The sequence below is a fragment of the Pseudorhizobium marinum genome (assembly GCF_000705355.1).
Lineage (GTDB): Bacteria > Pseudomonadota > Alphaproteobacteria > Rhizobiales > Rhizobiaceae > Neorhizobium > Neorhizobium pelagicum.
Genome location: NZ_JMQK01000007.1, coordinates 19742 through 44221, shown reverse-complemented (window position 1 = coordinate 44221; position 24480 = coordinate 19742). Strand labels below are relative to the sequence as shown.

At 63.5% G+C, this 24480-nt stretch carries 19 protein-coding genes; 12 read left to right on the top strand and 7 right to left on the bottom strand.

Features of this window, described 5'->3' with window-relative positions; all coding sequences use genetic code 11:
- Positions 1-9 precede the first annotated feature (9 nt).
- Genes EO99_RS0110675 through dprA form a run of 4 tightly spaced genes read left to right on the top strand, consistent with a single transcriptional unit; the run spans position 10 to position 4036 of the window.
- Positions 10-966, top strand: coding sequence for an aspartate carbamoyltransferase catalytic subunit (locus EO99_RS0110675; protein ID WP_029618629.1), 957 nt, complete (start codon positions 10-12; stop codon positions 964-966).
- Positions 963-2252: a dihydroorotase gene (locus EO99_RS0110670; protein ID WP_029618628.1), complete on the top strand. Its 1290-nt coding sequence runs from the start codon at positions 963-965 to the stop codon at positions 2250-2252. The genes EO99_RS0110675 and EO99_RS0110670 overlap by 4 nt, the downstream gene beginning before the upstream one ends.
- Before the next feature lie 24 nt (positions 2253-2276).
- Positions 2277-2882 carry a glycerol-3-phosphate 1-O-acyltransferase PlsY gene (gene plsY / locus EO99_RS0110665; RefSeq protein WP_029618627.1) on the top strand — a complete coding sequence of 202 codons (606 nt, stop codon included), beginning with the start codon at positions 2277-2279 and terminating at the stop codon, positions 2880-2882.
- A gap of 2 nt (positions 2883-2884) precedes the next feature.
- Positions 2885-4036, top strand: a complete 1152-nt coding sequence (dprA, locus tag EO99_RS0110660; protein WP_029618626.1) for a DNA-processing protein DprA — start codon at positions 2885-2887, stop codon at positions 4034-4036.
- Here the strand turns inward: dprA and EO99_RS0110655 are convergent.
- Positions 3989-4207, bottom strand: a complete 219-nt coding sequence (locus EO99_RS0110655) for a hypothetical protein (RefSeq protein ID WP_029618625.1) — start codon at positions 4205-4207, stop codon at positions 3989-3991. The genes dprA and EO99_RS0110655 overlap by 48 nt on opposite strands.
- A 238-nt stretch (positions 4208-4445) precedes the next feature.
- On the opposite strand from EO99_RS0110655, the gene topA reads away from it, so the two are divergent.
- From topA to rpmG, 5 genes are all read left to right on the top strand, one after another.
- Positions 4446-7130 carry a type I DNA topoisomerase gene (topA, locus tag EO99_RS0110650; protein ID WP_029618624.1) on the top strand — a complete coding sequence of 895 codons (2685 nt, stop codon included), beginning with the start codon at positions 4446-4448 and terminating at the stop codon, positions 7128-7130.
- Positions 7127-9460 carry a ribonuclease R gene (rnr, locus tag EO99_RS0110645; protein ID WP_029618623.1) on the top strand — a complete coding sequence of 778 codons (2334 nt, stop codon included), beginning with the start codon at positions 7127-7129 and terminating at the stop codon, positions 9458-9460. Before topA ends, rnr begins: the two co-directional genes overlap by 4 nt.
- A 12-nt stretch (positions 9461-9472) precedes the next feature.
- The gene (locus EO99_RS0110640; RefSeq protein ID WP_029618622.1) at positions 9473-9925 is read left to right on the top strand and encodes a DUF983 domain-containing protein; all 453 of its coding nucleotides are present in this window, start codon (positions 9473-9475) and stop codon (positions 9923-9925) included.
- 199 nt (positions 9926-10124) lie between these two features.
- Positions 10125-11309 (top strand): MFS transporter, encoded by a 1185-nt coding sequence (locus EO99_RS0110635; protein WP_029618621.1) that lies wholly within the window; start codon positions 10125-10127, stop codon positions 11307-11309.
- Positions 11310-11401: 92 nt separating this feature from the next.
- A complete protein-coding gene (gene rpmG, locus EO99_RS0110630) occupies positions 11402-11569 on the top strand; it encodes a 50S ribosomal protein L33 (RefSeq protein WP_029618620.1) in 168 nt (55 codons plus the stop codon).
- Positions 11570-12246: 677 nt separating this feature from the next.
- Here rpmG and EO99_RS0110625 read toward each other — a convergent pair.
- The gene (locus EO99_RS0110625; RefSeq protein ID WP_029618619.1) at positions 12247-13617 is read right to left on the bottom strand and encodes a PleD family two-component system response regulator; all 1371 of its coding nucleotides are present in this window, start codon (positions 13615-13617) and stop codon (positions 12247-12249) included.
- A gap of 16 nt (positions 13618-13633) precedes the next feature.
- Positions 13634-14005 (bottom strand): response regulator, encoded by a 372-nt coding sequence (locus tag EO99_RS0110620; protein WP_029618618.1) that lies wholly within the window; start codon positions 14003-14005, stop codon positions 13634-13636.
- 131 nt (positions 14006-14136) lie between these two features.
- Here EO99_RS0110620 and EO99_RS0110615 point away from each other — a divergent pair, with 131 nt between their 5' ends.
- The 3 genes from EO99_RS0110615 to EO99_RS0110605 all read left to right on the top strand — a co-directional run bounded on the left by EO99_RS0110615 (position 14137) and on the right by EO99_RS0110605 (position 17256).
- Complete coding sequence (locus EO99_RS0110615; RefSeq protein WP_029618617.1) at positions 14137-14445, top strand: DUF3572 domain-containing protein; 309 nt, start codon at positions 14137-14139, stop codon at positions 14443-14445.
- A 79-nt stretch (positions 14446-14524) separates the two neighbouring features.
- On the top strand, positions 14525-15817 hold the full coding sequence (locus EO99_RS0110610) for a DNA polymerase IV (protein ID WP_029618616.1): 1293 nt from the start codon (positions 14525-14527) through the stop codon (positions 15815-15817).
- A gap of 119 nt (positions 15818-15936) precedes the next feature.
- Positions 15937-17256, top strand: a complete 1320-nt coding sequence (locus tag EO99_RS0110605; protein WP_077067061.1) for a L,D-transpeptidase family protein — start codon at positions 15937-15939, stop codon at positions 17254-17256.
- A 10-nt stretch (positions 17257-17266) separates the two neighbouring features.
- Here EO99_RS0110605 and dnaE read toward each other — a convergent pair whose 3' ends face one another.
- The 4 genes from dnaE to proS form a co-directional block, all read right to left on the bottom strand.
- The gene (gene dnaE, locus EO99_RS0110600; RefSeq protein ID WP_029618614.1) at positions 17267-20758 is read right to left on the bottom strand and encodes a DNA polymerase III subunit alpha; all 3492 of its coding nucleotides are present in this window, start codon (positions 20756-20758) and stop codon (positions 17267-17269) included.
- Between the two features lie 321 nt (positions 20759-21079).
- Positions 21080-21763 carry an ABC transporter ATP-binding protein gene (locus EO99_RS0110590; RefSeq protein WP_029618613.1) on the bottom strand — a complete coding sequence of 228 codons (684 nt, stop codon included), beginning with the start codon at positions 21761-21763 and terminating at the stop codon, positions 21080-21082.
- A gap of 14 nt (positions 21764-21777) precedes the next feature.
- Positions 21778-23082, bottom strand: a complete 1305-nt coding sequence (locus EO99_RS0110585; protein ID WP_029618612.1) for a lipoprotein-releasing ABC transporter permease subunit — start codon at positions 23080-23082, stop codon at positions 21778-21780.
- A gap of 45 nt (positions 23083-23127) precedes the next feature.
- Complete coding sequence (gene proS, locus EO99_RS0110580; RefSeq protein WP_029618611.1) at positions 23128-24450, bottom strand: proline--tRNA ligase; 1323 nt, start codon at positions 24448-24450, stop codon at positions 23128-23130.
- Positions 24451-24480: the final 30 nt, after the last annotated feature.

Here is a 24480-nt window from a genome sequence, read left to right as displayed (position 1 = left end):
AGACGCCTCATGGTCTTCTTTCCCCACCGCCATCTCCTCGGCATCAAGGGTCTCACCGAACACGACATCACCTATCTCCTGGACAAGGCCGACGAGGCCGTCCAGATCAGCCGACAGCGGGAGAAGAAGACCTCGACGCTGCGCGGGCTGACGCAGATCAATCTGTTCTTCGAAGCCTCCACCCGCACACAGGCCTCCTTCGAGCTCGCCGGCAAACGGCTGGGCGCAGACGTGATGAACATGTCGGTCGGCAATTCGTCGGTGAAGAAGGGCGAGACCCTGATCGACACGGCGATGACGCTGAACGCCATGCACCCGGACGTGCTGGTGCTGCGGCACTCGTCGGCCGGCGCTGCGGCGCTTCTCGCCCAGAAGGTCGCCTGCTCCGTGGTCAACGCCGGCGACGGACAGCACGAGCATCCGACGCAGGCGCTTCTCGATGCGCTGACCATCCGCCGCGCCAAGGGCAAGCTGTCGCGCATCATCGTCGCCATCTGCGGCGATGTCCTCCACTCCCGCGTCGCGCGCTCCAACATCCTGCTCCTGAACGCCATGGGCGCACGGGTACGGGTGGTCGCGCCGTCGACGCTTCTGCCCTCCGGCATTGCCCAGATGGGCGCCGAGGTCTTCCACTCCATGGAGGAAGGCCTGAAGGATGCCGACGTGGTGATGATGCTGCGCCTGCAGCGGGAGCGCATGTCGGGCTCTTTCGTCCCCTCCGTGCGGGAATACTTCCACTTCTACGGGCTGGATGCCGAGAAGCTGAAGGCCGCGAAGGAAGACGCGCTCGTCATGCATCCCGGCCCGATGAACCGCGGCGTCGAGATCGCGTCCGAGGTCGCAGACGGCCCGCAGAGCGTGATCGAGCAGCAGGTGGAAATGGGGGTCGCCGTGCGCATGGCCGTGATGGAAACGCTGCTGCTATCGCAGAACCAGGGGCCGAGAAGCGAGGGATTGCGCGCATGAGCCAGGCCCTCGTTCTCACCAATGCCCGCATCCTCGATCCGTCCCGCAACCTGGACGAGGTCGGCACCATCATCGTCGGCGACGATGGCCGTATTCTTGCCGCTGGGGCAAACGCCCGCAATCAGGGCGCCCCGGAAGGCGCCGTCACGCGCGACTGCAAGGGGCTCCTCGCCGTTCCCGGCCTCGTCGATGCGCGCGTCTTTGTCGGCGAGCCGGGCGCGGAACACCGCGAAACGATCGAATCCGCCAGCCGGGCGGCGGCGGCCGGCGGCGTCACCTCGTTCATCATGATGCCCGACACGGATCCCGTGCTGGACGACATCGCGCTGGTCGAATTCGTCCAGAAGGCTGCGCGCGACAAGGCGGTTGTCAACGTCTATCCGGCCGCAGCCCTGACCAAGGGACTGGCCGGCGACGAGATGACCGAGATCGGCATGCTCCAGAAGGCCGGTGCGGTGGCCTTCACCAACGGCCGCCAGCCGTTGCACGACACGCTGGTGCTGCGCCGGGCCATGACCTATGCCCGGGAATTCGACGCGGTGATCGCGCTGGAGGCGCGCGACCAGTACATCGGTGCAGGCGTCATGAACGAGGGCCTCTACGCCAGCTGGCTCGGCCTTGGCGGAGTGCCGAAGGAAGCCGAAATCATTCCGCTGGAGCGGGACCTGCGGATCGCCGGCCTCACCGGCGCCCGCTATCATGCCGCCAAGATTTCCGTTCCGGAATCGGCCGAGGCGATGCGGGTTGCCCGCCGCCGTGGCGCGAAGGTGACCTGCGGCATCTCCATCAACCATCTGTCGCTCAACGAGAACGACATCGGCGAATACCGCACCTTCTTCAAGCTCTCGCCGCCGCTGCGCACCGAGGACGACCGGACGGCGATGGTCGAGGCGCTGGCGGACGGGACGATCGACATCATCGTCTCCTCCCATGATCCACAGGACGTCGATACCAAGCGTCTGCCGTTCGCCGATGCAGCCGATGGCGCGATCGGGCTGGAGACCCTGCTGGCGGCAGCCCTTCGCCTGCATCATTCCGGCCAGGTGCCGCTGATGCGTCTGATCCATGCCATGTCGACCCGACCTGCCGAGATCTTCGGGCTGGACGCCGGCACCCTGAAGGCGGGCGCGCGCGCCGACATCACGCTGATCGATCTCGACGAGCCCTGGCTCGTCTCGAAGGATGCGATCCTGTCGCGGTCGAAGAACACCCCGTTCGAAGATGCCCGCTTCTCCGGTCGGGCAGTCGCCACCTATGTCGGCGGAAAATGCGTTCATGCACTCTGAGGAGGCGAGCCTGTGACTGACATCATGACCTGGCAGATCGGCAGCGGCGTCGCCGTTGCGGCCATCGTACTCGGATATCTTCTCGGCTCGATTCCCTTCGGGCTGCTCCTGACCCGCATGGCGGGGCTTGGCGACATTCGCGCCATCGGCTCGGGCAACATCGGCGCCACCAATGTGCTGCGCACCGGCAACAAGAAGCTGGCCGCCGCGACCCTGCTGCTCGATGCGCTGAAGGCCACCGTTGCCGCTCTCGCCGGCTTCTACATCGCCGGACCGGAAGCCGGTCTGCTGGCAGGCTTCGGCGCCTTCATCGGGCACCTGTTTCCGGTCTGGCTCGGCTTCAAGGGCGGCAAGGGCGTCGCCACCTATATCGGCACCCTTCTCGGCGTTGCGCCGGTATGGGTACTGGGCTTCGCAGCCGTGTGGCTGACGGTCGCATTTCTCAGCCGCTATTCCTCCCTCGCGGCCCTGGTTGCAACGCTTGTGATTCCGGTTGCATTGTGGATAGTAGGCGAGGAGAAGATCGCAGCTGTCATGGCCATCATGACGGTGGTCTCCTTCTGGCGGCACGAAGCCAATATCAAGCGGTTGCTGGCAGGCACGGAAGGTAAGATCGGCCAGAAGGGATAGCGATGCCTGAGGGCGGCGCAAGACGGATCGGGATTGCGCTGACCGACAGGCAAAGGATCGCCTGGCTTCGATTGATCCGCAGCGACAACGTCGGGCCAGCCACCTTTCGCGATCTCATCAACCACTTCGGCTCCGCCGAGGCCGCACTTTCCATGCTGCCTGAGCTCTCCAGCCGCGGCGGTGCCTCCCGGACGATCCGGATCGCGACCGTCGACGAGGCCGAAAGGGAGATCGAGAAGGCCCATCGGCTGGGCGCGCGGTTCATAGGCATCGGCGAGCCGGATTATCCCGCAGCGCTTCGGCAGATCGACGGTGCGCCGCCTCTGCTCGCGGCGAAAGGCCGCTCCGGGGTGACCATCCGGCCTTCCGTTGGCGTCGTCGGATCGCGCAATGCCTCGATCAGCGGCGCCAAATTCGCGGCGATGATTGCCCGCGACGTCGGCCGCGCCGGCTATACAATCACCTCAGGCCTCGCCCGTGGCATCGACACCGCCACCCACCGGGCCAGTCTCGACACCGGAACGATCGCGGTTCTGGCGGGTGGGCTGGACCAACCTTACCCGCCGGAAAATCTCTCCCTCCTGGACGAGATCACCGACGGCGACGGTCTTGCGGTCAGCGAGATGCCGTTCGGGTGGGAGCCCCGCGCCCGTGACTTCCCGCGCAGAAACAGGCTGATCGCCGGCATTTCTCTCGGCGTCGTCGTGGTGGAGGCGGCCCAGAGATCCGGTTCGCTGATCACGGCCCGCATGGCGGGCGATTTCGGGCGGCTGGTTTTCGCGGTGCCGGGATCGCCGCTTGATCCCCGATGCCACGGCACCAACGGTCTTCTCAAGGAGGGGGCGATCGTCACGACCGAGCCGCAGGATGTCCTGGATGCACTGGCGCCCCTTTCGCAGATGGCCCCTCCCCCATCCTCCGTCATCGAGGAACCGGAGCAGGACGAAGGCGCCAGGTCGTTCCTGCCACCGGACGACAGCGAGCGACAACAGATCGTCTCGGCGCTAGGGCCGACCCCGGTCGAGATCGACGACATCATCCGCCATACCGGGCTTGATGCGTCCGCCGTCTATCTGGTTCTCCTGGAGCTCGATCTTGCCGGGCGCCTACACCGTCACTCCGGAGGGCTTGTCTCCATTGCGATGAGCGACTGAGCGCGGACGGCGGCCGGACTGCACGTCGCCCGCCTCGACATAGGCCATTTCGATCAAATAGCAGAGCATGTCTGCTCCCTCCTTCGAGGCGACCTGATGCAGTTCCCCGAGCATCTGGCGGATGTAGGCGATAGCCTCTGCGTCGCCGGAGCTCTGACGTTCCGATCCCATGATCCACCCTGTCTGACTGGGCCCCTCGCCAGGTGCCGGAAACCGGCCTGGCAGAGGCAGGATAATCCAGTAATCTAAAATTGCAACCTACAGAATATCCTCTATAGGTTGCACGACGTTGCATCGCTTAATTTGACGCTGGCACTTGACCGCAACGAAAAGGCCATCCATGTCGGAGGCCAAGACCTGCCCGGAACCATGTGGTTGTCCGGGCTCAGCCTCACCTTAGAGAAGCACAATGAACGTCGTCGTCGTCGAGTCTCCGTCCAAAGCCAAGACCATCAACAAGTACCTGGGCCCGGACTTCAAGGTTCTCGCATCCTTTGGCCATGTTCGCGATCTTCCTGCAAAGGACGGCTCTGTTCTGCCCGACCAGGACTTCGAAATGCTGTGGGAAGTGGACAGCGCATCGCAGAAGCGCATGAAGGATATTGCCGACGCCGTCAAAGGCTCCGACGGATTGTATCTCGCGACCGACCCGGATCGCGAGGGCGAAGCGATCTCCTGGCATGTGCTCGACCTCTTGAAGAAGAAGCGGGTCCTGGGCGACATGCCGGTAAAACGCGTCGTCTTCAACGCCATCACCAAGAAGGCCGTGCTCGATGCCATGGCCAATCCCCGCGATATCGATGCGCCGCTCGTGGATGCCTACCTGGCGCGACGGGCTCTCGACTATCTCGTCGGCTTCAACCTGTCGCCGGTGCTGTGGCGGAAGCTTCCCGGCGCCCGTTCGGCCGGCCGCGTCCAGTCGGTCGCCCTGCGACTCGTCTGCGACCGCGAGACGGAGATCGAGCGCTTCATCTCCGAGGAATACTGGAACCTCTCGGCGCTGCTGCGCACGCCGCGCGGCGACGAATTCGAGGCGCGCCTCGTCTCGGCCGACGGCAAGCGCTTGCAGAACCGCTCGATCAAGAACGGCGATGACGCCAACCGCCTGAAGACCCTGCTCGATGGCGCGACCTATGTCGTCGACAGCGTCGAGGCCAAGCCGGTCAAGCGCAATCCCGGTCCACCGTTCACGACCTCCACCCTGCAGCAGGCCGCCTCGTCCAACCTCGGTTTCAACGCGTCGCGGACGATGCAGGTGGCGCAGAAGCTCTACGAAGGCTTCGACATCGGCGGAGAGACCGTCGGTCTGATCACCTACATGCGAACGGACGGCGTGCAGATGGCGCCGGAAGCCATCGACGGCGCGCGTCGTGCGATCCAGAACCAGTTCGGCGACCGCTACCTGCCGGAGAAGCCGAGATTCTACTCGACCAAGGCCAAGAACGCCCAGGAAGCGCACGAGGCCATCCGTCCGACGGACTTCAGCCGTTCGCCCGACAAGGTGCGGCCCTACCTCGATAGCGATCAGGCCCGGCTCTATGAACTGATCTGGAAGCGCGGCATCGCCAGCCAGATGGCCTCGGCCGAGATCGAGCGTACGACGGTCGAGATCCTTGCCAGCAATGGCGGTGAGAAGGCCGGCCTGCGCGCCGTCGGCTCCGTCGTGCGCTTCGACGGCTTCCTCGGCGCCTATGTCGATCAGCGCGAAGAAGGCGACAAGAGCGAGGATGACGACGAGGACGGCCGCCTGCCACAGATCAATGCCCAGGAGGCGCTCGCCAAGAACAAGGTGAACGCCAGCCAGCATTTCACCGAACCGCCACCGCGCTATTCGGAAGCCTCGCTGATCAAGAAGATGGAAGAGCTCGGCATCGGCCGGCCCTCCACCTATGCGGCGACGCTGAAGACATTGAGCGACCGCGAATACGTCATCATGGACAAGCGCAAGCTCATCCCGCACTCCAAGGGGCGGCTGGTCACGGCCTTCCTCGAAAGCTTCTTCACCCGCTATGTGGAATACGATTTCACGGCCGACCTCGAGGAAAAGCTCGACAAGATTTCGGCCGGCGAACTCGACTGGAAGCAGGTCCTGCGGGACTTCTGGAAGGACTTCTTCGCGCAGATCGAGGACACCAAGGAACTGCGGGTCACCAATGTCCTCGATGCGCTGAACGAGACGCTGGCTCCGCTCGTGTTTCCCAAGCGGGAAGACGGCAGCGACCCGCGGATCTGCCAGGTCTGCGGCACCGGCAATCTGTCGCTGAAGCTTGGAAAGTACGGCGCCTTCGTCGGCTGCTCCAACTATCCCGACTGCAACTTCACGCGCCAGCTCTCCTCCGACGGCAACGAAGCCGATGCCAGCGGCCTCAACGAGCCGAAGGCGCTCGGTGCCGATCCCCATACGGGCGAAGAACTGACGCTGCGGTCCGGACGCTTCGGTCCCTATATCCAGCGCGGCGAAGGCAAGGAGGCCAAGCGGTCGTCGCTGCCGAAGGGCTGGAAGCCGGAAGACATCGACCACGAGAAGGCACTGGCCCTCATCAGCCTGCCACGCGACGTCGGACAGCATCCGGAAACCGGCAAGATGATCTCCGCCGGCCTGGGGCGCTACGGGCCGTTCCTGCTGCACGACGGCGGCTATGCAAACCTGGAAAGCATCGAGGATGTCTTCACCATCGGCCTCAACCGCGCAGTCACGGTCATTGCCGAAAAGCAGAGCAAGGGACCGGGCGGACGCGGGCGCGGAACACCGGCGGCCCTGAAGACGTTGGGCGATCACCCGAGCGGCGGCGCGATTACCGTCCGTGACGGGCGCTACGGCCCCTATGTGAACTGGGCCAAGGTCAACGCGACGCTGCCGAAGGGCAAGGACCCGCAGTCCGTCACCCTGGAGGAGGCCATGGCGCTGATCGTCGAAAAGGGCGGCAAGGCTCCTTCCGCCAAGGCGAAGCCGAAGAAGGCTGCCGCCAAGACGGGGACTGCTGCGGCGAAGAAGGCTGCACCGAAAACCAAGGCTGCCGCCGGCACCAAGACCAAGACTGCGGCGAAGACCACGACCAAGACGGCGGCAAAGGCGAAGAAGACCGGAACGTGACGAGAGAACGACGCGAGAAGCCCTCCAGGAAGACATCCGCCGCGGCCACGGCCGGCGACAAGCCTGCCATCATCCACGGGGCTGTGCCGCCGCGCGACGTTCTTCTGGAATTCATCGCCGACAACCCCGACCGGGCATCGAAGCGCGAGATCGCCAAGGCCTTCGGGCTGAAGGGCGAGACGCGCGTCGAACTCAAGGATGTGCTGCGCGCCCTGGAGGACGAGGGCCTTCTCAAGAAGAGCCGCAAGTCTCTGGCCCGGCCAGGCGCCCTCCCCCCGGTCACGGTCCTGGACCTCACGACGCGCGACAAGGACGGCGAACTGATCGGGCGCCCGGCGGAATGGCCCGAAGACATGGGCACCGCGCCGGCCGTGCTCATTCGCCAGTCCTCCGACGGGCGCGGAAAGGGCAAGTCGCCGGCCGCCGGCCTGAACGACCGCGTTCTGGCGAAGATCTTCGCCAACAAGGACCGTACCGGCCCGGCCTATACCGCGCGCGTCATCAAGATCATCGACCGGCGCAAGGGCGCGTCGCTCGGCGTCGTGCGCATGAGCGAACGGGAAATCCGCCTGATGCCGATCGAGCGGCGCGGCGAGGAGATGGTGATCGAGACCGAGGGTCTCGGAGAGGCCAAGGACGGCGATCTCGTCGAGGTGGAAGTTGCCCGCACCGGGCGCTTCGGTCTTCCGCGGGCCCGCGTGCTGTCCGTCGTCGGCTCCGTTGCCAGCGAGAAGGCGATCTCGATGATCGCCATCTATGCGCATGGCATTCCGCACATCTTTCCGCAGGCCGTTCTCGACGCAGCCGAGGCTGCCCGCCCTGCCCCGATGACGAAGCGGGAGGACTGGCGCGATGTGCCGCTCCTGACCATCGACCCGGCCGACGCCAAGGACCATGACGACGCCGTCTATGCGGAACTCGACACCAACCCTGACAACCCGGGCGGCGTCATCGTCACCGTCGCGATTGCGGATGTCTCCTGGTATGTCCGCACCGGCTCGCCGCTTGATCGCGAAGCGCTGAAGCGCGGCAACTCCGTCTATTTCCCGGACCGGGTCGTCCCGATGCTGCCGGAGCGCATCTCCAACGATCTCTGCTCGCTGCGCGAAGGCGAAGACCGGCCGGCGATCGCTGTGCGGATGGTGTTCTCGCACGAGGGACGCAAGGCCAGCCATACCTTCCACCGCATCATGATGAAGAGCGCCGCCAAGCTCTCCTACCAGCAGGCCCAGGCCGCCATCGACGGCAAGCCCGACGACAAGAGCGGACCGCTGCTGGAGCCCATCCTGAAGCCGCTGTGGCATGCCTATGCGATCATGAAGCGCGGCCGCGAGCGCCGTCAGCCGCTCGAACTCGACATGCCGGAGCGCAAACTCATCCTGAAGCCGGACGGCACCGTTGACCGCGTGCATATTCCGGAACGGCTCGACGCCCACAAGCTCATCGAAGAGATGATGATCCAGGCGAATGTGTCCGCCGCGGAGACACTGGAAAAGAAGCGCCAGCCGCTCGTCTACCGCATCCATGACGCGCCGGCGCTGTCGAAGCAGGAGACCCTGCGCGAGTTCCTGGCGACGATCGGTTTCTCGATGGCGAAGGGCGGGCAGCTCCGCGCCAATTCCTTCAATGGCATCCTAGCGCGCGCCGTCGATACGCCGCATCAGACCATGGTCAACGAAATGGTGCTGCGCTCGCAGAGCCAGGCCATCTACAGCCCGGAGAACATCGGGCACTTTGGCCTCAACCTGATGAAATACGCGCATTTCACCTCACCAATTCGTCGCTATGCGGATCTGATCGTGCATCGTGCGCTGGTCGGCTCCCTGGGGCTTGGCGAAGGTGGCATCACGCCGGAGGAAGAGGCTGGTCTCGACGACATCGCGGCCGAAATTTCGACCTTTGAACGCCGCGCGATGGCGGCGGAGCGCGATACGGTCAACCGGCTGATCGCGCACCACCTCAGCGAGCGGGTCGGGGAAGAATTCGAGGGCCGGATCTCCGGTGTCACCAAGGCGGGCCTGTTCGTGGCCCTGCCCACCTACGGCGCAGACGGCTTCGTGCCGATTTCGACGCTCGGAAACGACTACTTCATCTACGACGAGGCCCACCAGGCGCTGACCGGGGAAAAGACCGGCCTCGGCTACCAACTCGGGGATTCGGTTCAGGTCAAGCTTGCCGAGGCCATACCGCTGGCCGGCGCCTTGCGGTTCGAGATGCTGAGCGAAGGCCGAAAGATGCCAACGCCGACCCGTTCCTTCCACAAGTCGGGGCGGCGAGACGGAGGCCAGCGGCGGCCGATGGCCGGAACCAGACCGCGGCGTGGCCGATAGGAGCGACCCGACATGCATAATCCAAGCGAGCAGCCGGTCCACTATGGCGGGGGCAAGCCAGCCGAACGCCCGGTGATGCGATCCATCGGCCGCGGCATGCGCAATACCTGTCCGTCCTGCGGCACGGGAAAGCTGTTCCGCGCCTTTCTCAAGCCCGTCGACCAGTGCGCGGTCTGCGGCGAGGAGATGCACCACCATCGCGCCGACGACCTGCCCGCCTACCTCGTCATCTTCGTGGTGGGCCACGTGCTGCTTACCGGCTACATGCTGACCGACTCGATCTTCGTCCTTTCGCCCTGGGCACACCTGGCGATCTGGGTCCCGCTCGCCGTGCTTGCCGCGCTGCTGACGATCCAGCCGATCAAGGGCGGTGTCATCGGGCTCCAGTGGGCGCAGCGAATGCACGGCTTTGGCGGCGATTCCGACGAGGATGCCATGCGCCGGCACGGCGGTTCGGATCCCTGACATGCACCTGCCCCATGGACTGCACGGCATGCGGCTGCAAAAGAGGTTTTCTGCCACGGACGGCCCGGATTAGCTGCTCCGTTCTCGAAGATGTCAGAATCAGGCTGCAGGCTGAACGGCCGCAGCCTAAGAAAGCAGCGTTCCAATTCGCTCGATACCGCTGAGGACGGTTTGTCCTCCCTGATCCAGAGACCCCCGGATGTCCCGACCACCCAATAATTTCAACGGTCACGTCGAAGAAATTCACTGGCCCTCGCTCATTGCGGCCATCTCTGCGATCAGCGCAGTCGGGATCGCGATCGGTCTCGGGCTGCCGCTGCTCAGCATCATCCTGGAGAAGCGCGGGATCTCCTCGACGATGATCGGGCTGAACTCGGCCATGGCGGGTGTCGCGGCCATGGTCGCAGCGCCGATCACCACGCGGCTGGCACATGATTTCGGCGTCGCACGAACAATGCTGTGGGCGGTCGTCATTTCGGCCATCAGTGCGCTGGCCTTCTATTATGCGGAAGCGTTCTGGATGTGGTTCCCGCTGCGCTTCGCCTTCCATGGCGCCATCACCACCCTGTTCATCCTTTCGGAATTCTGGATCAATGCCGCCGCGCCACCGCGCCGCCGCGGGCTTGTCCTCGGGATCTATGCGACCGTTCTGTCGGTGGGCTTCGCGATGGGGCCCCTGCTCTTCTCGGCAATCGGCAGCGACGGGATACTGCCCTTCCTGATCGGCGCAGCCGCCATTCTGCTCGCTGCGGTGCCGATCTACATCGCCCGCAATGAAAGCCCGGTGCTGGACGAGAAGCCGGAGCGGCACTTCCTGCGCTACATCCTGCTGGTGCCCACTGCGACGGCGGCCGTCTTCGTGTTCGGCGCCGTGGAGGCCGGTGGACTGTCGCTGTTTCCAATCTATGCGCTCCGATCGGGTTTCACCGAGTCCCAGGGAGCGCTGCTGCTGACGGTGATGGGCGTCGGCAACATGATCTTCCAGATCCCGCTCGGGATGTATTCCGACCGCCTCCGGGACCGGCGTCCGCTGCTGGCAGCCATGGCCGTGACCGGCTGCATCGGCTCCCTGATGCTGCCGCTGCTGATCGAGGACTGGCTGTTGACGGCTGTCGTGCTCCTGTTCTGGGGCGGCTGCGTCTCCGGTCTCTACACGGTCGGGCTTGCCCATCTCGGATCGCGACTCACCGGTGCGGACCTCGCCGCGGCGAATGCCGCCTTCGTATTCTGCTATGCCGTCGGCACGGTTGCGGGCCCACAAGCCATCGGCGCGTCAATCGACGTCAGCGGCAACAACGGATTTGCCTGGGCTCTGGCTGCTTTCTTTGGCCTCTATGTGGTACTCTCCATCGGTCGGTACCTTTTTAAACCGAAACAGACTTGACTTTTCGGGCGCGATTTGTAGTTTCGCGCCAGAATTCGCCGTGGACACCAACCGGTCTCCCGCGGCCTCATTTTTCCTAAAGGCAGGACATCATGGCGAAAGCTACAACCATCAAGATCAAGCTGCTGTCGACGGCAGACACCGGCTTCTTCTACGTCACCGAGAAGAACAGCCGTACGATGACGGACAAGATGTCCAAGACCAAGTACGACCCGATCGTTCGCAAGCACGTCGAGTTCAAGGAAGCCAAGATCAAGTAAGATCGCGCTTCCGGTTGAAAAAGGCGCGCGCTGCAAGGCGACGCGCCTTTCTTTTTGACCAAACCTGAATGAAAAAAAGCGCCGCGCTCCGGCAGGAGGCGGCGCTTTTTAATGGGGGTCGACCAGCTGCAGCACGGCACGAGGAACCGCTTTTGTTGTGCAACCAGTCGACCGACCCCACGACCCAGGAGATGCGGCGGACCTGAGCATCATGGGGTATCTCTTCCCTCTTGGGAAAATATACTTATGGAAATGAAAGTCTCTTAACCCGGCAAGAAAATCAACGTCTTCTTAAATTCCCAACCGACTATGTCTTTTGTTGGTTAAAATCGGGAATAAATTCAGTTTCGAGCCGACCACCCCTGATTGCAATCACAGGGACAATAACAGAAAATTATGATGGTAATACTGCAGTATTATTTCGTCATCGAAAACTGCGAAACCTTCTTCGAGGCAAGACTGTGAAGTCCTCGAACTAAAACGAAGACCGCAGCAGAAACCTGACGAAAGATTTTCTGTCGGAAGGGATCTCAGGCGGTATTGGACGCCATACTCACTACAAGTACACTTATCCGAACATTCTAAAAGGCAGTTGTTCTCCGCCGATGCTGGCCGGATCCCTCACCGTTCCGAGGTGCCAACGGCAAGTCATAAACTATTCGTGAAGGCGGCAAGGGTCAGGCTGCAGCAGCCACGACCCGGTTGCGCCCACCGTTCTTTGCCTCATACAAGGCCTTGTCGGCCTGCTTCAGCAGCTGCTCCGGCGTTTCCGCACCCTTCTCGTTGCAGGCGATGCCCAGCGACGCCGTGATGTGGAGAGTGACCCCTGAAGAGCGCAGCACGAACGGCTCGTTCTCGATCAGGCTTCGCAGCCGCTCGGCGATCATCTCGGCAACGCCCGCATCGGTATCCGGCATGACCACGACGAACTCTTCCCCGCCATAACGGCAGGCGAGATCGGCTCCCCGGACCGTGGACCGGATGCGGCTGGCGAATTCCTTCAGGACCTCGTCCCCGACATCATGTCCATAGGTGTCGTTGACCTGCTTGAACCGGTCGATATCGGTGATGCAGACGGAGAGCGACCGGCCCCGCGCCGCCGCACGGTTGAAGAGGGTCTTCAGGTGGCTGTCCAGATAGCGGCGATTGTTGAGGCCGGTCAGCCCATCGGTGACGGCGAGTTCGATCGTCTCGCGAACACTGGTGCGCAGCCGGTCGTTGTAGCGCTTCCGCTTGATCTGCGTCAGGCTGCGGGCCACCAGTTCGTTGGGATCGATCGGCCGGACGATGTAGTCGTTGACGCCGATGTCGAGCGCCCGCACGATGACGTCCTCGGCACCAGGCTCCGTCACGAGCAGCAACGGCAGAAAACGGGTGCGCTCCAGCGACCGCAGGTGCGAGCAGAGACGAAGCGGATCGTATTCGTCCAGGTTGGCGTTGACTATTACCAGGTCGAAGGGGTTTTCGGCAGCCTCGAATAGTGCCGCCTGGGGATCGGACATGGCCACGACCTGGGCGACAGGCTTCAGCGCCTTGATGATGCGCTCCTGGGAGCTTGCGCGGCTATCCACCAGCAGCACCTGCCCCGGCTCCTCGCGGCCGTCAGTGCCCTTCAGCATGTCCTCTATGCCGACGTTCTGCGCCGTCTCCGCGCGGATGCGCAGTTCGTCGCTCAACGTCTTCAGCCGCACCAGGCTCTTGACCCGCGAAATGAGCTGCAGGTCGTTGACGGGCTTGGTGAGGAAATCGTCCGCGCCTGCCTTGAGGCCCCTCACTCGGTCGGCAGACTGGTCCAAAGCCGTGACCATGACCACGGGAATATGCGAGGTACGGGGATCGGCCTTCAGCTGTTCGCAAACGTCGAAGCCGCTGATACCGGGCATCATGATGTCAAGGAGGACGAGATCCACAGGGGTCTTGCGGCAGATGTCGAGCGCCTTGTAGCCGTCATCGGCGGTCAGCACGTCGAAATATTCCGCCAGCAGCCGCGCCTCGAGAAGCTTCACGTTCGCCGGGATGTCATCGACCACCAGAATGCGCGCTGTCATGGTCAGTACTCCCGTTTCACGCGTCGCCGAGGTAGGTCTTGATGGTCTCTATGAATTTCGGCACCGAGATCGGCTTGGAGACATAGGCTTCGCATCCGCCCTGGCGGATCCGCTCCTCGTCGCCTTTCATGGCGAAGGCCGTCACGGCGATGACCGGGATGATGTGCAGCTCGTCGTCTTCCTTCAGCCACTTTGTGACTTCGAGGCCGGAGACTTCGGGAAGCTGGATGTCCATGAGGATCAGGTCCGGGCGGTGCTTGCGGGCGAGATCCATCGCCTCCATGCCGTTGCGGGTCTGGATGGTTTCATATCCGCAAGCTTCGATCAGATCGCGGAAGAGCTTCATGTTGAGCTCGTTGTCTTCGACAATCATGACCCGCTTGGGCATGCATCCGTCCTCAAATCCTGCTTCGACCGCTTTCCAACACTATATATTGTTGCACCGGAGCCGATTTCACTTTGTATGTGGAATCGACCCTATGAGCATTTGGTTGAAAAAGAGGTAACCACTTGGCCGCAATGCCGCGCGATCCCAAAAACGTATCCCATGGAGCCGAGAGCGCCGAGCAGACGGCGGTCGCCATCCTCGCCTGGCTGGCATCCGAGCCGGAGATGCTGAGCCGTTTCCTGGCTCTGACGGGCCTTGAAGCCAGCCAGCTGCGTGGCGCCGTCGCCAATCCCGGGTTTCTCGGCGGCATGATCGACTTCCTGATGGGGCACGAGCCGACATTGCTGGCCTTCTGCGAAGCGACGGAGACGCGACCGGAGGCAGTGGAGGCCGCCTGGCGCTACTATTCTGGTCCAGGCCTCGACTCCGGCGAATACTGAGCGCCCAAACGCCCTATCAGGCTCTTGAGACTCGCACGCGCGAGGCGTAGGGTCAAGATGTTCAACTTCTGTTCTCATCATGACACCTGCGCCCGCCACCAAACCCGGCTTCTGTCGCGACTGCCTTGCGGAGCAGAAGGCGGAGGTGCGCCGGTGCCGCAGCTGCGGCAGCCCTCGTCTCCTCTATCATTCCGAGCTCTACGACCTGCAAATCGCGCACATCGACTGTGACGCCTTCTACGCAGCCGTGGAGAAGCGCGACAATCCTGAGCTTGCCGACAAGCCGGTGATCATCGGCGGCGGCAAGCGCGGCGTCGTGTCGACCGCCTGCTATGTGGCGCGCATCCACGGCGTGCGCTCTGCCATGCCGATGTTCAAGGCGCTCGAGGCCTGTCCGGACGCCATCGTGATCCGGCCGAACATGGAGAAATACGCCAAGGTCGGACGGGAAATTCGCCAGATGATGCTGGAGCTGACGCCGCTCGTGCAGCCCCTGTCGATCGACGAAGCCTTCCTGGATCTTGCCGGCACGGAACGCCTGCATCACGATCCGCCGTCCCGCACCCTGGTCAAATTCGCCAAGCGCGTGGAAGCGGAGGTCGGGATCAGCATTTCTATCGGCCTTTCCTACTGCAAGTTCCTGGCCAAGGTGGGCTCGGACCTGCAGAAGCCGCGCGGCTTTTCCATCGTCGGGCGGCAGGAGGCCCTGGCGTTTCTGGCGCCGCGGCCGGTGACCACGATCTGGGGCGTCGGCAAGGCGTTCGAGGCGGTGCTGGCCGCCGATGGCATCCGCACGATCGGCCAGCTGCAGTCCATGGAGGAAGGCGACCTGATGCGCCGCTACGGCTCGATGGGTCAACGGCTCTACCGGCTTGCGCGCGGCATCGACGAACGCGACGTTCACCCCAACGACGCCGCAAAGAGCGTTTCCGCGGAGACCACCTTCTTTGACGACATCTCCCGCCATGATGATCTCGTGCCGATCCTGCGCCGGCTTTCGGAGAAGGTGTCGGCCCGGCTGAAGAAGCATGCGATCGCGGGTCAGACCGTGGTGCTGAAGCTGAAGACGGCCGACTTCAAGAGCCGGACGCGCAACCGCCGGCTGGAGGATCCGACGCAGCTGGCCGACCGGATCTTCCGCACCGGCCTGTCCCTTCTGGAGCGGGAAACGGACGGGACGCGCTTCCGCCTGCTCGGCATTGGCGTCAGCGATCTCTGTGATCCGGCAACCGCCGATCCGCCCGATCTGGTGGACCAGGGCGCCGTTCGGCGGGCCGCGGCGGAAGCGGCCATGGACAGGCTGCGCGACAAGTTCGGGAAGGCTGCGGTGGAGACGGGCTACACGTTCGGCGATCGTCGTCGCGATCAATGACCCGATCAATGAAATGTGATGGGACGGCGCACCGCTGTGACTTCATCCCTTCCGCCGGAAAAGCTTCGTTAAGTCAGTCGCGCTAATTTGACTCAATTGTATTGCGTGTGAGGTCATTGATGTTGCGTCGTATCGTCTTCGGTCTCGGGCTCCTGTCCGCGACCATGCTGTCCTGTTCCGTCCTCGCGAGCGAAGATCGCGCCCTCCAGATCATCATCTCCAAAAATGCGCAGTCAATGACCGTCTACGACGGCGACAAGCTGATCGCGACATCGCGCGTCTCGACCGGCAAGGCCGGCCACACGACGCCGAGCGGCATCTTCTCGATCCTGGAGAAGCGCAAGTACCACGAATCCAACATCTACTCGAACGCTCCCATGCCGTTCATGCAGCGGCTGACGTGGTCGGGGATCGCCCTGCACGAGGGGGTGGTCCCGGATTATCCGGCGTCGCACGGCTGCGTTCGCATCCCGACCGGGTTTGCCAAGACGCTGTTCGGCATGACCGACCGTGGGCTGCATGTGATCATCGCCGATGCGCCGGTCGAGCCGGTGAAGATCGAGCACGTCAACCTCTTTGCGCCGTTGAAGCCACTGCCGTCCGAACCGCTGATGTCGGACATCGACCTGCGGCCGACGGTCAAGCGCAAGACGACCGGTCCCTACGAGGTCGCCATGGCGGAGCAGGCGCCGGACATGACCACCACCGGTTCCATTTCCGGCGCCGACCGGTCGCCGCTGCGGATCCTCGTCAAGCGACGTGAGACCAGGGAGACAGTTCTCGACGCCCAGGTGCTGCTGACGGAGCTCGGCTTCTACGCCGGCACGCCGGACGGGATCATGGGATCCATGACGCGCTCGGCGATTGCCGGATTCAAGCGCTGGAAGAATCTTCCTGCCGATGGCACTGTTTTATCGAAGGAATTTCTGTCAGCACTTTATCGCGCGTCAGGCAAGGACGAGCCGCCGGCCGGCCATCTGCTGGTTCGGCGAAACTTCAACCCGCTGTTCGAGGCACCGGTCGGCCTGAAGGATTCCGAGATCCCGCTCGGCACGCATCTCTTCACGGCAAGCGGCGTCGATCCCGACCGGGAGAAGGCAGACTGGCACGCGGTGACCCTGCCGACCCATCTTTCTTCAGCCGAGATGCAGCGCCTGGGGATCGAGGAAGATGCCACCCCCTCCACGGCAGACGCTGCGCTCGATCGTCTGGAGATCCCCGCAGAGCTTCGCGAACGGATCGCAACCCTGATGAGCGACGGCACATCGCTCACCATCACGGACAAGGGCCTCGGCCCGGAAACCGGCAAGGGGACGGACTTCATCACCCTCACCCGCCCGCAACAGTCAGTGGCAAAAGCAGAGACGGTATCGAGCACGCCACGCAAGCCGGTCCGCTCGCGGGCCCGCTCCTATCAAAACGGCGTCGGCCTCTACTAGGCCGACGTTCCTAGACGAGCTCGACGTCGAGAACCCCCGGCGCCGTCCGCAGAGCGGCGGCGATCTCGGGGGAGAGGCGGTACTTCTCGGTCAGCTCGACCTCGATCTCGCGGCGTCCATCTTCCTTGATCACCACGAAGGACACCAGCCCGTCGCCCCTCGCGTTGAGGTGGCGGGCAACCGTCCGCATCGGCCCTGAATCCCGGACGAAGACCCGCAGGGCCTTCTGCATCTGCACGGACTTCTCCTCCAGAGAGGCGGCCGTCTGGATTCGCAGACCGATGCCTTCCGGGCGCTCCTCTGCCTGCACCGTGATCACCAGCGACTTGCCCGGCTCCAGCAGGTCGCGGTACTGCGCCAGAGCTTCGGAAAACAGCACCGCCTCGAACTGGGCCGTGGCATCGGAAAAGGTGACGATGCCCATCTTGTTGCCGGTGCGGGTCTTGCGCTCCTGCCGGCCCGTCACGGTGCCTGCGAGGCGACCGGCGGTGGCGCCCTGCTTCACGGCGGCCGAGAACTCGGCGAAGTTCTGGACGCGCATCTTGGCCAGCACGTCCTTGTAGGCGTCGAGTGGATGCGCCGAGAGATAGAAGCCCAGCACCTGGTATTCGCGCATCAGCATTTCGGACGGCATCCAGGGCGTGAACGGCGGGAAGACCAGCATCTCCGGACCGGTCGCCGACGAGGAGCCGAACATATCATGCTGGCCGCTCACCTTGTTCTCCTGAGCCCGCTGCGCATAGCCGATGACGCGGTCGAGGCCTGCCACCAGCTCGGCGCGGTCGCGCCCGAAGCAGTCGAAGGCACCCGCCGAGATCAGGCTTTCCATGACGCGACGGTTGATCTGCTTGGGGTCGATCCGCAGGCAGAAGTCCTCGATGCTGGCAAAGGGCGTCTCGCCGCGCACCTCGACGATGTGATCGACGGCCGATTCACCGACCCCCTTGATGGCCGCCAGCGCGTAGTAGATCCGGTTGTCGTCCGTCTCGAAGCGGCGGAAGGACGTCTGTACCGAAGGCGGCACCACCTTGATGCCGAGACGCCCGGCGTCCTGTCGGAAATCGTTCAGCTTGTCGCTGTTGGCCATGTCGAAGGTCATCGACGCGGCCAGGAATTCGGCCGGGTAATGCGCCTTCATGTAGGCCGTCTGGTAGGAGACGATGGCGTAGGCGGCGGCGTGCGACTTGTTGAAGCCGTAGTTGGCGAACTTCGCCAGGAGCTCGAAGATGTTCTTGGCCTGCGGCTTGGAGACGCCATTCTTGATGGCGCCATCGATGAAGCGCTCGCTCTGCTGGTCCATCTCCGCCTTGATCTTCTTGCCCATGGCGCGGCGCAGAAGATCGGCTTCGCCGAGCGAATAGCCGGACAGGACCTGGGCGATCTGCATCACCTGTTCCTGGTAGACGATGACGCCCTGCGTCTCCTTCAACAGGTAATCGATGGTCGGGTGGACCGATTCGATCTCCTCCTCGCCGTGTTTGCGGGCATTGTAGGTGGGGATGTTCTCCATCGGGCCCGGGCGGTAGAGGGCAACGAGCGCGATGATGTCCTCGATGCAGTCGGGCCGCATGCCGATCAGCGCCTTGCGCATGCCGGCCGATTCCACTTGGAAGACGCCGACCGTCTCGCCGCGCGAGAGCATCTCGTAGGTCTTCTGGTCGTCGAGCGGGATCCGGGCGAGGTCGATGTGGATATCGCGCTTGGCGACATAGTCGACGGCCGTCTTCAAGACCGTCAGCGTCTTCAGTCCAAGAAAGTCGAACTTCACCAGCCCGGCCTGCTCCACCCACTTCATGTTGAACTGGGTGACCGGCATGTCGGAGCGCGGGTCGCGGTACATCGGCACGAGCTTCGACAGCGGCCGGTCGCCGATGACGATACCGGCGGCGTGGGTCGAGGCGTGGCGGTAGAGGCCTTCGATCTTCTGGGCGATATCGAGCAGGCGGGCAACGACCGGTTCCTTGTCGGCCTCTTCCTGCAGGCGCGGCTCCTCCTCGATCGCCTTCGACAGGGGCGTCGGGTTGGCCGGGTTGTTGGGCACCAGCTTGCAGATCTTGTCGACCTGGCCGTAGGGCATTTCCAGCACACGGCCGACGTCGCGCAGCGCCGCGCGCGCCTGCAGTGACCCGAAGGTGATGATCTGCGCCACCTGCTCGCGGCCGTATTTCTGCTGCACGTAGCGGATCACCTCTTCACGGCGATCCTGGCAGAAGTCGATGTCGAAGTCGGGCATCGAGACGCGGTCTGGATTGAGGAAGCGCTCGAACAGCAGCGAGAAGCGCAGCGGGTCGACGTCGGTGATCGTCAGCGCATAGGCCACCAGCGAGCCGGCACCCGAACCGCGGCCCGGGCCGACGGGGATGCCCTGGTTCTTCGCCCACTTGATGAAGTCGGCAACGATCAGGAAGTAGCCGGGGAACTTCATCCGCTCGATGACGCTGAGCTCGAAGTCGAGGCGCTCGCGATAGTCCTTTTCGGTGAACCCGGGCGTCATGCCAAGCAAGGCGATCCGGTTCTCCAGGCCCTCGATCGACTGGCGCCGCAGCTCGGCGCCCTCTGCCCTGTCGGCTTCGTCCGGGTCGTCGCTCGCGCCCGTGAAGCGCGGCAGGATCGGCTTTCTGGTCTCAAGGATGAAGGAACAGCGTCGGGCGATCTCGACCGTGCTTTCCAAAGCCTCCGGAAGGTCGGCAAACAGCGCCGCCATCTCGGCACGGCTCTTGAGGTAGTGATCGGGGGTCAGCCGGAAGCGGCTGTCGTCGGAGACCATCGCATTGTGGGCAACGGCCATCAGGGCATCGTGGGCGTCGAAGTCGTCGCGGGCGGGGAAGAAGGCTTCGTTGGTGGCTACCAGCGGCAGGTCGTGGTCATAGGCGAGGCTGACCATCTTGTGTTCGTGGCGGCGGTCGTAGGCGCCATGCCGCTGCAGTTCGACATAGAGCCGGTCGGCAAACAATGCCTTCAGGCGAAGCAGTCTCGCCTCAGCCTGGGATGCGTTGCCGTCCTTGACGGAAAGATCGACCGGGCCGCCGCGCGCGCCGGTCAGTGCGATCAGGCCTTCCGTACCAGCCTCTTCCAGCCAGGACGCCCGCAGATGCACCGCCTGGTGGCTCTCGCCCCCGAGATAGGCGCGGCTGATGAGATCGACGAGCCGCTCATAGCCATCGGCGGTGGAGGCAAGCAGGACGATCGCCGGGAGCTTGGCAAGCTGATGGTGATTGCGGCGCTCCTCGGTCTGGTCCTCCATGTCGATGGAGACCTGGCAGCCGATGATGGGCTGCAAGCCCTCGCCGATCGCCTTCTGGGCAAACTCGAGTGCCACGAAGAGATTGTTGGTGTCGGCGATGGCGATCGCCGGCTGATTGTCGGCGACGGCCTTGGAGAGGATCTTCTTGAGCGGCAAGGCGCCTTCGAGCAGCGAGTAGGCCGAATGAACCCGCAGGTGGACGAATTGTGGCGTGTCTGCTGCGCCGCCCACCACCATGTTTTCCGCCCGTTCTGCCATTGTCTTACATCACCTCATGAATCAGGTGATTTTCCGGCTTCCGGCCGGTGAAGTCCAGTTCAGACTGCGGTCTTCAACGCCTTTCGGGCGTTGGCGCAATCACATCGCCATCATCAGCATGGAAAGGCTGGCGACGAAGGTCGCAATGGAAGCAAATGCAGCAATGTCACGAATGAGGTCAGTCATCGTCATCTCCGTTGTTCCTGTATGTTGTCATTTTGTTCTCTTTTTATTCCTGCGTCAACCCTGACGTGGAGAAAACAGAACAGGACCGCCGTCGCCGGCAGTCACGGTGAACATCAGGTTAAGGAACTGCGACTGCTAGAAGTCGACGACCTTGCCGCCTTCGATCGTGACGCGCCGGTCCATGCGGGCCGCCAGATCATGATTGTGGGTGGCGATCATCGCCGCCAGACCCGACTGCCGCACGAGCGCTTCGAGCGCATCGAAGACATAGGAAGCGGTCTTTGGGTCCAGGTTGCCGGTCGGCTCGTCGGCGAGAAGGACGCGCGGCGCATTGGCGACGGCGCGGGCAATTGCCACCCGCTGCTGCTCACCCCCGGAAAGCTCCGTGGGGCGATGATCGGCGCGGTGGCCGATGCGCATGTAGTCGAGAAGCTGAGCCGCGCGCTCCTTCGCCTCTGCCTGTCCCAGGCCGGCGATGAGCTGTGGCATCATGATGTTTTCGAGCGCCGTGAACTCCGGCAGGAGATGGTGAAACTGGTAGACGAAGCCGATGTCGCTGCGGCGGATCGCCGTTCTCTCGTCATCGGACAAGCCGTTGCAGGACCGCCCGTTCACCACGACCTCGCCGCCATCGGGATGCTCCAGCAGACCGGCCAGATGCAGCAGGGTCGACTTGCCGGTGCCGGAGGGGGCAACGAGAGCGACCGTCTCGCCGCTTCTCAGCTCGAAGTTGGCGTCCTTCAGGATCGAGAGCATCATCTCGCCCTCGCCGTAGTGCCGTTCGATGGCCGTGAGCTGCAGAACCGTTTTGCTTACCATGAAGATGGATAATCCTATTCGTAGCGGAGGGCCTGGACCGGGTCGAGCTTCGAGGCGCGCCATGCGGGGAAGATCGTCGCCAGGAACGACAGCACCAGCGCCATCACCACGACCGTGAACGTCTCGCCGAAGCTCATCTCGGCCGGAAGCTGGCTCAGGAAATAAAGCTCGGGATCGAAGAGGACCGTGCCCGAAAGCCAGGAGAAGAACTGGCGGATCGATTCGATGTTGAGGCAGACGACGACACCAAGGACCACGCCGGCAAAGGTGCCCACAGTGCCGATCGCAGCGCCCGTCATGAAGAAGATCCGCATGATGGCGCCGGAGCCGGCCCCCATCGTCCTCAGGATCGCGATATCGCTGCCCTTGTCCTTCACCAGCATGATCAGGCCGGAGATGATGTTGAGCGCCGCGACGAGCACGATCAGCGTCAGGATCATGAACATGACGTTGCGCTCCACCTGCAGTGCCGAGAAGAAGGTCTGGTTGCGCTGCCGCCAGTCGGTGACGTGGACTTGGCGTCCTGCCGCCGCCTCGACGAGGGGGCGCAGACCGTCCACATTGTCCGGATCGTCGACAAAAAGCTCGATCGACTGCACGAGGCCGTCGGCGTTGAAATAGAGCTGCGCCTCCTCGAGCGGCATGTAGATGATCGTGGCGTCGTATTCCGACATGCCGATCTCGAAGACCCCGGAGACCGGGTAGGCCTTCACGCGCGGGTTGACGCCCATCGGCGTGACATCGCCTTCAGGCGAAATCAGCGTGATGTCGTCGCCGGCGGTGATGCCGAGCGATGCAGCGAGCCGGGAGCCCACCAGCACCCCCTGCCCCGAGGCAAAGCCGACGATATCTCCCTGGCGGATGTTGCCGGCGACCTGCGGCAGCTTCTCCAGGTCCTCGGCGCGGATGCCGCGCACCAAAGCGCCGGATCCGGCGCCGGCGCGGCCGGACGCCAGCGTCTGCCCTTCCACCAGCGGAAGCGCCATCTTGACGCCGGGCACGGCCTCGAACTTGACGGCCAGGTCAGCGTAGTCGGTCAGCGGGCCGTCGATCGGCTGGACGATCATGTGACCGTTGATGCCGAGGATCCGCGAGATCAGTTCGGTGCGGAAGCCGTTCATGACAGCCATGACGATGATCAGGGTCGCGACGCCCAGCATGATGCCGATGAACGAAAATCCGGCGATGACGGAAATGAAGGCTTCCTTGCGCCGGGACCTCAGGTAGCGCCATGCCACCATCCGCTCGAAGGCGGAAAATGGTGCGGCAGAGGGACCAAGGTCCATCTTTTCCGTCTGACGATCCGCTGCGCTTGCCATTGTCTTTCCTCAACCTGTTCTAACCGACCGCCCGAAGCTGCCGGCTCAGCCGGTGAGCTTGTTCATGGCGGCCTCGAGCGTCATGACCTCGCGTGCGCCGGTCTTGCGATCCTTGACCTCGACCTCGCCGCTGGCGGCGGAGCGCGGTCCGACGATGACCTGCACCGGCACGCCGATGAGATCTGCCGTGGCGAACTTCGTGCCTGCGCGGTCGTCCGTGTCGTCGTACAGCACGTCCGTGCCGGCCTTGCCCAGTCCCTCGTAAAGCTGGCCACACACGCTGTCGCAGGCGGCGTCACCCGGCTTCATGTTGATCAGCACGACATCGAAGGGCGCAACCGAAGCCGGCCAGATGATTCCGTTCTCGTCATGCGAGGCTTCGATGATGGCGGGAACAAGGCGTGTCGGGCCGATGCCGTAGGATCCCATGTGGACAAGGTGTTCCTTGCCGTCCGGCCCCTGCACCTTGGCACCCATGGGCTCGGAGTATTTCGTGCCGAAGTAGAAGATGTGGCCGACTTCGATACCGCGTGCGGAGAGGCGGTCGCCTTGCGGAATCGCATCGAAGGCTGCCTCGTCGTGCATCTCCGATGTGGCGGCATAGACCGAGGTCCATTTGTCGAAGATCGCCTGCAGGCCGGCGACGTCGTCGAAATCCGTGTCGACGGAGGGAATGTCGAATTCGGTAAAGCTCTTGTGCGAGAACACTTCCGACTCGCCCGTGTCGGCGAGGATGATGAATTCGTGGCTGTGGTTGCCACCGATCGGGCCGGTGTCGGCGCGCATCGGGATCGCCCGCACGCCCAGCCGCGCGAAGGTGCGCAGATAGGCCACGAACATCTTGTTGTAGGAATGGATGGCGCCTTCCTTTGTCAGGTCGAAGGAATAGGCATCCTTCATCAGGAACTCGCGCGAGCGCATGGTGCCGAAGCGGGGGCGGATCTCGTCGCGGAACTTCAGCTGGATGTGGTAGAGATTGAGCGGAAGGTTCTTGTAGGACTTCACGTAGGAGCGGAAGATGTCGGTGACCATCTCCTCGTTGGTAGGCCCGTACAGCATCGGCCGGTCCTGGCGGTCGGCGATGCGCAGCATCTCCTTGCCGTAGGCCTCGTAGCGTCCGCTCTCCTGCCAGAGTTCGGCGGACTGCAGCGTCGGCATCAGCAGCTCGATGGCGCCGGCGCGGTTCTGCTCCTCGCGCACGATCGCATTGACCTTGTCGAGCACCCGCTTGCCGAGCGGCAGCCACGAGTAGATCCCCTGGCTCTGCTGGCGGATCATCCCGGCCCGCAGCATCAGGCGATGGGAGACGATTTCGGCTTCCTTCGGGTTCTCCTTCAGGATGGGCAGGAAGTAGCGGGACAGACGCATGGATTTTTCCGGATTTTCGAGAATTCTCTG

What these genes read in the sequence shown, in the direction of transcription:
- EO99_RS0110655 (WP_029618625.1), bottom strand. Translation starts at nt 4,207, where the DNA reads ATGGGATCGGAACGTCAGAGCTCCGGCGACGCAGAGGCTATCGCCTAC.
- topA (WP_029618624.1), top strand. Translation starts at nt 4,446, where the DNA reads ATGAACGTCGTCGTCGTCGAGTCTCCGTCCAAAGCCAAGACCATCAAC.
- EO99_RS0110610 (WP_029618616.1), top strand. Translation starts at nt 14,525, where the DNA reads ATGACACCTGCGCCCGCCACCAAACCCGGCTTCTGTCGCGACTGCCTT.
- EO99_RS0110585 (WP_029618612.1), bottom strand. Translation starts at nt 23,082, where the DNA reads ATGGCAAGCGCAGCGGATCGTCAGACGGAAAAGATGGACCTTGGTCCC.
- proS (WP_029618611.1), bottom strand. Translation starts at nt 24,450, where the DNA reads ATGCGTCTGTCCCGCTACTTCCTGCCCATCCTGAAGGAGAACCCGAAG.
- dnaE (WP_029618614.1), bottom strand. Translation starts at nt 20,758, where the DNA reads ATGGCAGAACGGGCGGAAAACATGGTGGTGGGCGGCGCAGCAGACACG.
- rpmG (WP_029618620.1), top strand. Translation starts at nt 11,402, where the DNA reads ATGGCGAAAGCTACAACCATCAAGATCAAGCTGCTGTCGACGGCAGAC.
- EO99_RS0110620 (WP_029618618.1), bottom strand. Translation starts at nt 14,005, where the DNA reads ATGCCCAAGCGGGTCATGATTGTCGAAGACAACGAGCTCAACATGAAG.
- dprA (WP_029618626.1), top strand. Translation starts at nt 2,885, where the DNA reads ATGCCTGAGGGCGGCGCAAGACGGATCGGGATTGCGCTGACCGACAGG.
- EO99_RS0110615 (WP_029618617.1), top strand. Translation starts at nt 14,137, where the DNA reads ATGCCGCGCGATCCCAAAAACGTATCCCATGGAGCCGAGAGCGCCGAG.
- EO99_RS0110590 (WP_029618613.1), bottom strand. Translation starts at nt 21,763, where the DNA reads ATGGTAAGCAAAACGGTTCTGCAGCTCACGGCCATCGAACGGCACTAC.
- EO99_RS0110605 (WP_077067061.1), top strand. Translation starts at nt 15,937, where the DNA reads ATGTTGCGTCGTATCGTCTTCGGTCTCGGGCTCCTGTCCGCGACCATG.
- EO99_RS0110670 (WP_029618628.1), top strand. Translation starts at nt 963, where the DNA reads ATGAGCCAGGCCCTCGTTCTCACCAATGCCCGCATCCTCGATCCGTCC.
- EO99_RS0110675 (WP_029618629.1), top strand. Translation starts at nt 10, where the DNA reads ATGGTCTTCTTTCCCCACCGCCATCTCCTCGGCATCAAGGGTCTCACC.
- EO99_RS0110635 (WP_029618621.1), top strand. Translation starts at nt 10,125, where the DNA reads ATGTCCCGACCACCCAATAATTTCAACGGTCACGTCGAAGAAATTCAC.
- EO99_RS0110625 (WP_029618619.1), bottom strand. Translation starts at nt 13,617, where the DNA reads ATGACAGCGCGCATTCTGGTGGTCGATGACATCCCGGCGAACGTGAAG.
- plsY (WP_029618627.1), top strand. Translation starts at nt 2,277, where the DNA reads ATGACCTGGCAGATCGGCAGCGGCGTCGCCGTTGCGGCCATCGTACTC.
- EO99_RS0110640 (WP_029618622.1), top strand. Translation starts at nt 9,473, where the DNA reads ATGCATAATCCAAGCGAGCAGCCGGTCCACTATGGCGGGGGCAAGCCA.